We start from the raw sequence: 12,062 nt of genomic DNA on the forward strand, positions 1-12,062 counted from the left end.
CGTTCCCATGCCGAACACGGAAGTTAAGCTCTCCAGCGCCAATGATAGTTGGGGGCTCTCCCCCTGCAAAAGTAGGACGTCGCTGGGTCACTACCCGCACGCTGCCCATGGCAGCGTGCTTTTTTTGTTTGGAAGTAATTTTTAAGATCACCGGTTATTGGCTTCGGGAGAGCTTTCAGATGAAACGGGGAGCAGAGCGAGTCTGTCGGTAAGCTTTCTGATTTGTTTATCCCGGGTCGGACGGGACCAGTTGATGATGCCACTGTCGAGCAGGGAAACCTCCTTTGCTTCCAGGAGCTTTGACATGCGGTCGACAGCCTGCCTGCCTCCCATATAGGAAAACGGAAAAAACTCTGTCACAAAACAGGCTGCTTTTTTATGGTGCAGCGTCGGGATTTCCTGCAAATAAGCAGCCATGACAGGGGAAAGATTAAAGCCCCGGACAGGTGCTGCAAAAATGAGAAAATCGAACTCATCCGGATCCGGTACGTGTTTTAGTTTCACCGGGCCCCCGGCCTTCGGATCTTCATTAACAGCTTCCACTTTCCGCATTTCCACTGTGCAGCCGTTATCCTCAAGCTTCTGCAGAAGAATTTCTGCAACGCCTCTTGTATTACCGGTATGGGAATGAACGATAATGCCCGTTTTCATTTCAAATCGTCTCCCTTCTTAATCAGCTCTGGCAGTGTGAAACATCTCCGTCTAAGATAAAAGTGCTTTTCCGTTCGATGGATGTCCGTCTCTGTTTTTAATATCTCTTAAATATATTCCATCATCCAGCAGTAATATCCTTCTTTTGAGTTATTTTCTGGAAATAAAATGGACGTGTGAAGTAGAGAGAGGATTGTTCATTCAGCGGAAAATAAGGTATGATAGTAAGGCAGTGTTTTTTATAAAGGAGAGATGATTATGCATTTTCATACACAGAATGTCCATTTTCCAGCGAAGGAAAAAGCGAAGGAAATAAGCAAAACAAAACCAATTTACCAGACTTCGGCTTTTACATTTTCAGATTTCGATGATATGGAGCAGTACTTCAACGGAGATAAATCGTATTTATATACGAGAATGGGGAATCCTAACAGCGATGATCTCGGCCGGGGGACGGCAGAACTGGAAGGCGGGGAGGCAGGAGTAGCTTCCGCTTCAGGGCTTTCAGCCATTCTTGCCGGCGTCCTTGCCTGTGCGAAGTCCGGGGATCACATTATTGCAACTCAGGATCTCTATGGCGGCACGTGGTCACTGTTTTCATCGGACCTGCAGGATTTTGGAATTGAAGTCAGTTTTGTTAATATGGAAGACCGCGCAGAAATTGAAGGAGCCGTAAAAGAAAACACAAAACTTCTCTATTCTGAGTCAATTACAAATCCGCTGCTGCGGGTGGAGGATATCGAAGGGCTGGCACAGATTGCTTCGTCTTTCAATATAAAGCTGATGATCGATAATACGTTTGCAACGCCGTATTTGATCCGTCCGCATGAACTGGGGGCGGACATTGTAGCACACAGTGCGACAAAGTATATCGGCGGGCACAGCGACGTAACAGCAGGGGTTGTGACGGGAAGTGCGGAACTCATGCAGAAAGCAAAAGCGAAGGTGTCCATGCTCGGCAGTAACATCGGACCGTTCGACGCGTGGCTCGGTGTACGGGGACTAAAAACGCTCAGCCTCCGCATGGAAAAACAGTGTGCAAATGCGAAAGCTCTTGCGAAAGCCCTCGGCGGGGCAGCAGGAGTGAAAAAAGTATTTTATCCTTCCGCAGCCTCTGCCCGGGGTAACGGTGCGGTAGTAACGATTGAGCTGGAAGACGACCGGGATGTCATGGCGTTTTCAAAACATCTGGACTGGGTAAAAGTTGTTCCGACGCTTGCAGGCCTGGAAACGTCCGTCACGTATCCTGTTGCAACATCCCACCGGCCGCTTCCGGAAGAAACGAGGGAAATGCTCGGTGTGACGAAACAGATGATCCGTATTTCTGTTGGAATAGAAGATGAGCGGGACATTATCGAAGTATTTGAACAGGCACTTAAAAGCCGGGGAGAATAATAGAGAAAGGGGGCCGGCAGCGGTCCTCCTTTTTCATTTCCTTTTCTTTCCCGACTGCAGTTGATATAATGAAAAGCGGTAAAAATTCGGTGAAAGGCGGACGTCCTGTATGAAAAATGAGTTTGAATGGATCCGTTCCATCTCTCCGGGTTTTCATTATCATAAAGAAGTGATAACGGGAATCGGGGATGATGCAGCGGTCGTCCGGGAAAAAGCAGGGTACGATACCGTCCTTGCGGTGGATACGATGGTGGAGGATGTCCACTTTACAAAAGAAACGATGCCTCTAAAGGCAATCGGCAGAAAAGCACTCGCTGTGAATGTCAGTGATCTGGCAGCGATGGGAGCTGTGCCGCTTTATTTTATCGTATCGATCGCTGTTCCGAAAAGCGGATGGACGCAGGAGGAAATCGGTGAAATATATTCAGGAATGAAAGGTCTCGCTGAAAAGTATCCAATGGATCTCATTGGCGGGGACACCGTCTCTATTAAAGAAAAGCTTGTCATTTCGGTTACGGTGACAGGCCGGGTTGAAAAGGACCGGGCTCTTCTCAGAAGCAGTGCAGAACCGGGAGACCTGCTCTTTCTCACAGGAAAAATAGGATACGCGGCAGCCGGACTCGACCGACTGCTGAAGGAAGGAAAACAGGCGTGGGATGACGAAGACCCTTTTATACAGGCTCATCAATCTCCGGACCCGCATGTGAAGTACGGACGGGGCTTTGTAGAGAGCGGAAAGCGGATTGCTGCGAATGATGTCAGTGACGGAGCAGCGCACGAATCAAAGGAAATTGCCGAAGCGAGCGGAGTCGACGTAAACATTGAATGGGAAAAGCTCCCGGAAGTTGACCGTTTTGCCTTCCTTTCGGACGAAAAGCAGGAAGAATGGCTGCTCCGCGGCGGGGAAGATTTCTGTCTGATCGGCACCGCTTCACCAAAAACGTGTGCAGAGTTAGAGGAGCGGAATCTTCCGCTTTATATTATTGGCAGCGTGGAAGAAGGCAAGGGCCGGGTCTGGCTGGAGCGCAGCGGACGCCGGAGTGAACTGCTGGGCGGCGGCTATACGCATTTTTAAATAAAATGGAGTGGACGATATGAAATACGTGTGGACAACAACCACCGCTGAAGAAACAGAAAAGTTGGCAGAACAGCTCGGGAAGATGCTGCAGCCGGGAAATGTCATTACCCTTTCCGGAGACCTTGGAGCCGGGAAAACGACATTTACAAAGGCGCTGGCGGCTGCTCTCGGCGTAACGAAAACAGTAAACAGTCCGACATTTACCATTATGAAGGAATACGCTGGGCGGCTGCCGTTTTATCATATGGATGCCTACCGTCTTGAAGATACGATGGAGGAACTCGGTCTGGAAGAGTATATGGAAGGGGACGGGGTGCTCGTTATTGAATGGCCGGAAATGATTGAAGACCAGCTGCCGGAGGAGTACCTCGCGCTTCGTCTTTATTATAAAGGAGAAACAACTCGTGAAATTGAAGCAGAAGCGTTCGGCAGCCGCTGGGAAGAATTACTGGAGGAGTGGAAAAAGGCATGAAACTATTAGCAGTTGATACGTCCACGTACGTGATGGGGGCAGCCCTGACGGAAAACAGCCGGCCTGTCGCGGAATACATTACGCATGTGAAGAAAAACCACTCCATCCGTCTGATGCCGGCGGTACGTTCCATTATGCAGGAAACCGGATGGAAGCCGGGGAACCTTGATGCTGTAGCGGCAGCGGAAGGACCGGGCTCCTATACAGGTGTCCGGATCGGCGTCACGACGGCGAAAAGCATGGCCTGGGCGCTTGGTATTCCGGTGATTGGCGTCAGTTCCCTGGAAGTCCTCGCCTTTAATGGCCGGTATACGGGGGGAATAATCAGTCCTTTTTTTGATGCCCGGCGCGGCCAGGTGTTTACCGGTCTTTACCGATGGGAAAACGGGAGGCTCGTGCAGCTGAAGGAAGACCGGATCATCCTGCATGAGGAGTGGCTGGAAGAAATCCGGCGTCTCGGAGAACCGGTGACTGCCCTCAGCCCGGATGTGGAAAAACATGAAGATCTTCTTCAGGAAAAACTGGGGCCGCTGTACACGCCGGCAGTGCCCCAGGATCACCTGCCGAGACCCTCTTCCCTTGCCTGTCTTGCCGCAGACAAAGAAGGAACGGCCGCCCACTTGTTTTCACCAAACTATCTCCGCCTTGCAGAAGCGGAAGCAAAGTGGCGGGAAAAGCAGAAAGAGCAGCAGCATGAAAGAAAATAAAGTCCGTATCCGGCTGATGGATGTTATTGATATTGACGGTGTGATGGAAGTGGAGGCCGAAAGCTTTACGACCCCGTGGACACGGGAAGCTTTTCATCAGGAAATAAAGAAAAATCAGTTTGCGTATTACTTTATTGCCGAGTCGGGCGGAAAAGTGATCGGCTACTGCGGCCTTTGGGTGATTGTAGGCGACGCCCATATTACGAACATCGCCGTCCACCCGGAAGCAAGACGGATGGGCGTCGGAGAAGGTCTCATGGAAGCGGCGGTAAAAATGGCCCGTATGCTCGGGGCCGATACGCTGAGCCTGGAAGTAAGAGTCTCCAACGAGCCGGCACAGACGCTGTACAGAAAATTTGGATTCGAAAATGGAGGCATCCGCAAACGGTATTATACTGACAACAATGAGGATGCACTCGTAATGTGGGTGAAACTGACATGAAAAAAGAAACTATTATATTAGGCATAGAAACGAGCTGTGATGAAACGGCAGCGGCGGTTATTCAGGGAGGAAGCACGATTTTAAGCAGTATTATTTCCTCCCAGATGGAAAGCCATAAACGGTTTGGCGGTGTGGTACCGGAAATTGCTTCAAGGCATCACGTAGAGCAGATCACACTTATTGTGGAAGAAGCAATGGAAAAAGCGGAGGTTACGTTTGAGGACATTGACGCGGTAGCCGTGACAGAAGGGCCCGGTCTTGTCGGTGCGCTGCTTGTTGGAGTGAATGCGGCGAAAGCGATCGCCTTTGCCCACGACCTGCCGGTTATCGGCGTGCATCATATTGCCGGCCATATTTACGCCAATCATCTCGTGAAGCCGCTTGAGTTCCCGCTGATGACACTCGTTGTATCCGGGGGCCATACAGAGCTGATTTATATGAAGGAACACGGCCAGTATGAGCTGATCGGGGAAACCCGCGACGATGCTGTTGGAGAAGCATACGATAAAGTAGCCCGGACGATCGGACTTCCTTATCCAGGCGGGCCGCGGGTGGATAAACTCGCGCAGACCGGAGAGGCGGACATTGATTTTCCGAGGGCGTGGCTTGAGGAAGACAGCTTTGATTTCAGCTTCAGCGGCTTAAAGTCAGCTGTAATCAATACGCTCCATAATGCCCGGCAGAAAGACACAGAGATTGCTCCGGAAGTAATTGCGGCAAGTTTTCAGGAAGCGGTGTCGGACGTGCTCGTTACAAAAACGATGCGGGCGGTGAAGAAGTACGGGGCAGACCGGCTGCTTCTCGCCGGTGGTGTTGCTGCAAACAGCGGACTCCGCGGGGCGCTCCAGGAAGCGGCAGACAGGGAAGGCATTCAGCTGACGATTCCACCGCTTTCTTTATGTACAGATAACGCAGCGATGATCGCATGTGCCGGGCACTTTTTATATGAAAAAGGCCAGTTCGCCGACGACCGACTGAACGGTGTGCCCGGGCTGGCGCTGGAATCTTTTTAAACAATAAAATTAACAAATGATACCTGCACAGCCTGGGACACTGTGCAGGTATTTTTTTATTAAGCTATGTTAAAGTTCGCAGACGGCTGATAAAACATTTCGCTTTCAACCGGCAGGCCGTGGAGGAGATTTTCGGGTAGGCTGCGCCCTATCCTCCAATCTCCTTCTTCCAAAGACCGGTTACCGCTTCGTTTTCGTAAACGCTGCTCTTTATTTTATAAAACTACCACCCAGGCAGCCTTCAAAAACAACCCGGAGCTTTAACAGAGACATTCATGCAGAATCATTGCACTATGAGAAATAAAAAAATCCCTTTCCAATAAGGGCACCTCTTATCCAAACAGGTGGAACGAAGCCTGTTTTATGCTTGGTCCTTTTTACCGGAAGCTGTAGTGGACATGGAGGGGCTCCAGAGCGATGAAGGACGAGCCCCACTCTGACTGACAAAAGGAGGACAGAATCAGCTGAGGCCGGCGCGCTTGGAAAGCTTCTCCATGGAAACGAAAGCAGAGCGTCGTTTTTAATTTTCAAGGCAGCCTTTTATTAAGCAGATTATAACGTTTTTAGGGAAGGGAATTCGTACAGAAACTAAGTGTGAAAATGAATATTTTTCATATGTGGATACATAAAACGTTTCTTATGATAGAAAAGTTGGTGCTTCGAAGCATATGCTCCTTCTTTGTGGATAAATACACGAAATAGTGTGAATAATTAACCGAAAAAGTAATGTTAATAACAGGCTGCGCACAACCTGTGGATAATGTGTAAAAACTCCGGGGAAGGCTTCGCAGAGGGATAGAAGTTGTTAACAGATAATCTGTGGATAAGTGAGGTATTTTGTGTATAACCTTATATGAAAGCGGGGTTGAGGCTGTTTATATGTGTATAAGTCTGTTAGTAACCAGTATTCATCAAAAAACAGGACTAATCAATGATTGACTTTATAACTCGTTTTTGATCAATAAAAACCCTGTGGAAAAGACACTTTTCCACAGGGTTTTCCACTACTCCTGAAGGGACTCCCATTCTTCCATCCAGGATTCAATTTTCTGGCCGCTTTCGCTCAGTTTTTCGTTCAGTTCAAGCGACTTTTCGTGATCCTGAAAATTTTCCGGAAGACAGAGATCCTCTTCGATACCGGCAGCTATTTCTTCTTCTGCTTCTATAAACTGTTCCAGTTCTTCAATACGGCGCTGTTTCTGCCGTTCTTCCCGCTGTTTTTCTTTATTCCGCTTAAAGTCACTCTTCGCTGCGGGTGGGGATTCTTCTTTCTGCTCGGTTTCTTCGGCTGCGAGCCGGGCGAGTTCTGCCGTTTCCGCCTTCTTTTCCACGTAGTAATCATAGTCTCCGAGGTAGCTCGTAGCGGCATCCGGAGTAAGTTCGGCAATCCGGGTGGCCATCCGGTTGACGAAGTACCGGTCGTGGGAAACGAAAATAATCGTTCCCGGATAGTCGATCAGCGCGTTTTCGAGTACTTCCTTACTGTCGAGGTCCAGATGGTTTGTCGGCTCATCGAGAACGAGCAGATTGGCCTTCTGCATCATCAGCTTGGCAAGAGCGAGCCGGGCTTTTTCCCCGCCGCTTAAATCGAGAACGTTTTTTAAGACGTCGTCCCCGCTGAATAAAAAGTTGCCGAGCACGGTACGGATATCTTTTTCATTCGTCTGTGGATACTCATCCCACAGTTCATGGAGGACCGTTTTATTGGACGTGAGTTCGGTCTGTTCCTGGTCGAAATAGCCTATCGACACGTTGCTGCCGTAGCGGATCGTTCCTGCGGCCGGTTTTAATCGTCCGGTAATCGCTTTAAGAAGCGTGGACTTGCCGATCCCGTTCGGACCGATGAGTGCGACGCTTTCGCCGCGTGAAAGGTCCAGGGAAATGTTTTGGATCAGCGGCGGCGAATCGTTGTAGGCGACGGCCACGTGATCCAGCATGAGCACATCGTTGCCGCTCTGGCGGTCAATATGAAACTGAAAAGAAGCCGATTTATCATCGTCTTTCGGGCGGTCCATTTTATCCATCCGCTCCAGCTGCTTCCGGCGGCTTTTCGCCCGGTTGCTGGTGGAGGCGCGGGCAAGGTTTCTCTGGATGAAATCCTCCATCTTTTTAACTTCTTCCTGCTGCTTCTCAAAAGCTTTCATTTCCTGATCCATCATCGCAGCTTTTTCTTCAAGATAACGGGAGTAGTTGCCCGTGAAGCGCTTTGTCTGATGGAAGGAAAGTTCGTAGACCGAGTCGACGACTTTATCAAGAAAATACCGGTCGTGGGAAACAATCAATACCGCGCCGTCATAGCTGGAAAGATAGTTTTCCAGCCAGGTGAGCGTGTCGATATCGAGATGGTTTGTCGGCTCATCGAGAATAAGCAGATCCGGGCGCGACAGGAGCATCTTACCGAGTGCGAGCCGTGTTTTCTGTCCCCCGCTTAAAGAGGAAACCGGCGTTGTATAATCAAAGCCGGCAAAGTTCAGCCCGGACAGAATGCTGCGGATATCCGCTTCATACTGAAAGCCGCCGCGCTGCTGGAATTTCTGCTGCAGCTGGTCGTAGTCGGCAAGCACTTTTTCATCCCCGCCGGCCATTTTTTCTTCCAGCTTCCGGAGTTCCTTCTCCATTGTGCGGATCTCTTCAAACACCGTCAGCATTTCCTCCCAGATCGAGCGGTCGGAGTCGAGCCCGCTGTCCTGAGCGAGGTAGCCCATGGAGACGCCTTTAGGTATCATCAGTCTTCCTTCATCGTACGTATGCTCACCGGAGAAAATTTTTAAAAGCGTCGATTTGCCGGCGCCGTTCCGGCCGACAAGTGCCACGCGCTCACGGTTTTTAATTTCCATCTTCACGTTGGACAATATTTTTTCAGACCCGAAGTACTTGGACAACTGGGAACATTGAAGTAAAATCATGCTAAACATCCTTCTTTCGTATAAATTCCGTGCGTTTCTCTGACTCAAGTGTACACGAGGGGACGGAGCGGGAGCAACTTGGAGATAAAGCATTATGCACAAACATCTGTAATAGTGTACAATGAAGGATGGTAAAGGGGGTCTCCAGATGAGTGAATTCACACACTTTAACGAGCAGGGCCGTGCGAACATGGTGGACGTAAGCGATAAAAACACGACGTCGCGTACAGCACGTGCGGCATCGAGCATCCGCGTAAATGAAGAAATTTACGAAAAAATCCAGGCCGGCCGGATCGGCAAAGGGGACGTTCTTGCTGTAGCGCAGGTTGCCGGTATTATGGCAGCGAAACAGACCTCTACGATTATCCCTATGTGCCACCCGCTTCCGCTTTCCGGTATTGACATTTCGTTCGACTGGAATGTGAAAGCTCAAACATATACGCTGGAAATTACCGCCGCTGTCAAAACGACAGGTAAGACCGGTGTGGAAATGGAAGCGCTAACATGCGTGTCCGCCGTTGCTTTAACGGTTTATGATATGTGCAAGGCTCTCGACAAGGGCATGGTCATCGGACCGACGTACTTAACAGAAAAAACCGGCGGAAAAAGCGGGGATTTCATCCGCCCGCAGGAAGAAAACTAATTCTGGCAGAAACGAGGACAGGGGGATATTGAATGGATATCGATCAGGCAAAGATTCCACAGGCGACAGCAAAGCGTCTGCCGCTTTACTACCGCTTTCTGGAAGGTCTTCAGGCATCCGGCAAGCACCGGGTATCATCATCGGAACTGAGCGAGGCAGTGAAAGTTGATTCGGCGACGATCCGCCGGGACTTTTCCTATTTCGGCGCGCTTGGAAAAAAAGGCTACGGGTATAACGTTAATTACCTGCTGTCCTTTTTCCGGAAGACGCTCGACCAGGACGAGCTGACGAAAGTGATACTCGTCGGTGTCGGTAATCTCGGAACGGCTTTTTTAAAGTACAATTTCAGCAAGAGCAACAATACGCGCATCGAAATGGCATTTGATGTGGAGGAGTCGATCGTAGGAGAAATGATCGGGGATGTACCTGTCCACCACTTTAAGGATTTAAAGGAGCACGTGGAAGGAAAAGTCGACGTGGCCATTTTGACGGTGCCTGCAAAGTATGCCCAGGGGATCGCGGAAGATCTCGTCAAAGCGGGGATTAAAGGAATTTTAAACTTTACCCCGGCGCGGCTGTCACTTCCGGACGACGTGCGGGTTCATCACATCGATCTGTCGGTGGAGCTGCAGTCGCTTATTTATTTCTTAAAGCATTATCCGCTCTCCGAATCATAAGAAAAGCCGCCGCGGCAGGACTGCGGCGGCTTTTTTTGGATCTTTAAACCTCCATTCCGGACCCTGTTTAACGTTGTGACTGGAAGCAGGAGATGGCGGAACGTGGTAAAATAGACAGTATTATTCGTGAATCGAAAAAATGAAGGTGACACTATGGGGAAAATACCGGAGAAATGGCTTGTCGTAATAGCTGTTCTTCTTGGAACATTTACAATTGTATTAAACAACAGCATGCTTAACCCTGCGGTTCCGCATTTCATGGAGCTGTTTGATGCGGATGCGGTTGCTGCCGGCTGGGTAATCACCATCTTTATGGTTACGATGGGGATGACGATGCCGCTCACCGGCTATCTTGGGGATAAATTCGGTAAGAAACAGCTGTTTATGAGCGGGCTTGCTGTGTTTCTTTTAGGGTCTATCCTCGGGTCGCTCGCCTGGAACCTTCCGTCGCTCATCTTTTTCCGCGGACTGCAGGGAGTAGGGGGAGGAGTCATGATGCCGCTCTCCCTCGCCTTGATTTTCTCCGTTTTCCCCCGCAACGAGCGGGGAGTGGCGATGGGAGTCTGGGGGATTGCGGCGATGATGGCGCCGACGATCGGGCCGACTCTCGGGGGTCTTATTATCGAACTCGGCACGTGGCAGTGGCTCTTTTTAAGCAATCTGCCGAGCGGCATACTCGGACTTGTATTTTCTTATTTTTATTTAAAACAGACAGACACAGTGAAGGACATCCGCTTTGACCGCTGGGGCTTTTTGACGGTGACACTCGGTGTCGGTGCCGTACTTCTTGCACTCGGGCGTATGTCGGAGCTTTCGCAGCTGTACAATCCCGTCAACCTCGTACTCATTGTTTTCGGGGCAGCGGCGCTGATCATTTTTGTTAAAATCGAAAACCGCGTCGGTCATCCACTCCTCGATTTGTCCGTTTTCCGGGCAAAAGCATATTCCTACAGCGTCTGGGTGGCCATGATCAGTTCCATCAGCCTGTTCGGTGGTATATTTCTTATTCCACTTCTTATTCAGACGGTATACGGTATGGGGGCGATTATGACCGGCCTGACGTTTCTTCCGGCAGCACTTTTAGCCGGAATATTTATGACAATCGGCGGGAGAATGCTTGATAAGAGGGGGCCGGCACTGACGGTAACCCTCGGATTATCTATTATGGCCCTCGGAACAGCAGCACTCGGTTTTATGACGTTGGAAACATCCATATGGACGATCATTATTTTTAATGCGCTCCGAGGTGTTGGTATGGGATTAAGCCAGATGCCGGCCACTACGGCGGGCATGAATGCCATTCCGGAGGATCTTGTTTCCCGCGGCTCAGCGATGAACAACGTGTTCCGCCAAATGAGCTCGGCACTCGGTATCGTTTTTGTATCCATCTACTTTGAAGTGCGCCGCGGCCAGATTTTCGCCGGAAACGGTGGTGCCATCGAAGACGCGACTCTGACAGCGATTAACGAAGGGTTTTTGATCATAGCGTTCCTCTGTATTATCTCCATTCCCGCCGGCCTGCTGCTCGGCCGGGAGCACCGGAAGCAGGAAGCCGTGCGCCAGGAGGAAGAAGAAAACGAAGAAGAAGCAGAGGCTAGGTAGTGTAAATGTTCACATTACCCACGAGCCGGGATGCATGTTTATTACAGACTGGACCTATGAGGATCTACAGAAAAGAAAGAAGCAGGGCTTATAACTGTCCAGGGAGTTATTACCGGAAAAAAGCAAGCCGCAGCGTGAAGCTGCGGTTCTTTTTTTCGTCATGGAGCAGTGGGAGTCATTGCCGAAACGGTCGCTGTCCTATGTGAACGGGTATTTTAATCATTATAGAAAGAGGTATAAACTTTAGCGGGGCTGGTTTAATCATTATAGCCGGCTGTTTAATCATTAAAGGAACTTTTAATCATTACAGCCATCGATTAATCATTATAGGCTCTTTTCCAGGGCGGATCTCTCCGGCCCCCTAATTCCTTTGGACAAAGTAAGACCAGTTCCTTATACTAAGTAAAACCAAAGGAGGTGAACCGGGATGGGGGATAAAGAAGGAGCGATCGAAGAACTCAAAAAGAAATATGTCC

11 protein-coding genes and 1 rRNA gene are annotated in these 12,062 nt (G+C 49.8%); 10 read left to right on the plus strand and 2 right to left on the minus strand.

All coding sequences use genetic code 11. From position 1 onward, the window contains the following. Window positions 1-88: ribosomal RNA gene (gene rrf, locus C6Y45_RS16555) — 5S ribosomal RNA — on the plus strand; the annotation flags it as partial. Between the two features lie 59 nt (window positions 89-147). Here the strand turns inward: rrf and C6Y45_RS16560 are convergent. Continuing rightward, on the minus strand, window positions 148-651 hold the full coding sequence (locus tag C6Y45_RS16560; protein WP_107586335.1) for a flavodoxin family protein: 504 nt from the start codon (window positions 649-651) through the stop codon (window positions 148-150). Between the two features lie 258 nt (window positions 652-909). Here C6Y45_RS16560 and C6Y45_RS16565 point away from each other — a divergent pair, with 258 nt between their 5' ends. From C6Y45_RS16565 to tsaD, 6 genes are all read left to right on the plus strand, one after another. Beyond that, window positions 910-2,046, plus strand: coding sequence for a trans-sulfuration enzyme family protein (locus C6Y45_RS16565; RefSeq protein WP_107586336.1), 1,137 nt, complete (start codon window positions 910-912; stop codon window positions 2,044-2,046). A 109-nt stretch (window positions 2,047-2,155) separates the two neighbouring features. Continuing rightward, the gene (thiL, locus tag C6Y45_RS16570) at window positions 2,156-3,121 is read left to right on the plus strand and encodes a thiamine-phosphate kinase (RefSeq protein ID WP_107586337.1); all 966 of its coding nucleotides are present in this window, start codon (window positions 2,156-2,158) and stop codon (window positions 3,119-3,121) included. A 19-nt stretch (window positions 3,122-3,140) separates the two neighbouring features. Continuing rightward, a complete protein-coding gene (gene tsaE, locus C6Y45_RS16575) occupies window positions 3,141-3,596 on the plus strand; it encodes a tRNA (adenosine(37)-N6)-threonylcarbamoyltransferase complex ATPase subunit type 1 TsaE (protein WP_107586338.1) in 456 nt (151 codons plus the stop codon). Continuing rightward, window positions 3,593-4,303: a tRNA (adenosine(37)-N6)-threonylcarbamoyltransferase complex dimerization subunit type 1 TsaB gene (gene tsaB, locus C6Y45_RS16580; RefSeq protein ID WP_107586339.1), complete on the plus strand. Its 711-nt coding sequence runs from the start codon at window positions 3,593-3,595 to the stop codon at window positions 4,301-4,303. The genes tsaE and tsaB overlap by 4 nt, the downstream gene beginning before the upstream one ends. Continuing rightward, window positions 4,290-4,745, plus strand: a complete 456-nt coding sequence (gene rimI / locus C6Y45_RS16585; RefSeq protein WP_107586340.1) for a ribosomal protein S18-alanine N-acetyltransferase — start codon at window positions 4,290-4,292, stop codon at window positions 4,743-4,745. Before tsaB ends, rimI begins: the two co-directional genes overlap by 14 nt. After that, entirely contained in the window at window positions 4,742-5,758 is a 1,017-nt protein-coding gene (tsaD, locus tag C6Y45_RS16590; protein ID WP_107586345.1) for a tRNA (adenosine(37)-N6)-threonylcarbamoyltransferase complex transferase subunit TsaD, read from the plus strand. Before rimI ends, tsaD begins: the two co-directional genes overlap by 4 nt. Before the next feature lie 1,004 nt (window positions 5,759-6,762). Here the strand turns inward: tsaD and abc-f are convergent. After that, complete coding sequence (gene abc-f / locus C6Y45_RS16595) at window positions 6,763-8,664, minus strand: ribosomal protection-like ABC-F family protein (protein WP_107586341.1); 1,902 nt, start codon at window positions 8,662-8,664, stop codon at window positions 6,763-6,765. Between the two features lie 148 nt (window positions 8,665-8,812). Between abc-f and moaC the strand changes: the two genes are divergently transcribed. The 3 genes from moaC to C6Y45_RS16610 all read left to right on the plus strand — a co-directional run bounded on the left by moaC (window position 8,813) and on the right by C6Y45_RS16610 (window position 11,586). Further along, window positions 8,813-9,307: a cyclic pyranopterin monophosphate synthase MoaC gene (moaC, locus tag C6Y45_RS16600; RefSeq protein WP_107586342.1), complete on the plus strand. Its 495-nt coding sequence runs from the start codon at window positions 8,813-8,815 to the stop codon at window positions 9,305-9,307. Window positions 9,308-9,339: 32 nt separating this feature from the next. Beyond that, complete coding sequence (locus tag C6Y45_RS16605; RefSeq protein WP_107586343.1) at window positions 9,340-9,984, plus strand: redox-sensing transcriptional repressor Rex; 645 nt, start codon at window positions 9,340-9,342, stop codon at window positions 9,982-9,984. Window positions 9,985-10,137: 153 nt separating this feature from the next. Continuing rightward, window positions 10,138-11,586: an MDR family MFS transporter gene (locus C6Y45_RS16610; protein ID WP_107586344.1), complete on the plus strand. Its 1,449-nt coding sequence runs from the start codon at window positions 10,138-10,140 to the stop codon at window positions 11,584-11,586. Window positions 11,587-12,062 lie beyond the last annotated feature (476 nt).

The organism is Alkalicoccus saliphilus, from assembly GCF_003044065.1.
Taxonomy (GTDB): Bacteria; Bacillota; Bacilli; order Bacillales; family Salisediminibacteriaceae; genus Alkalicoccus; species Alkalicoccus saliphilus.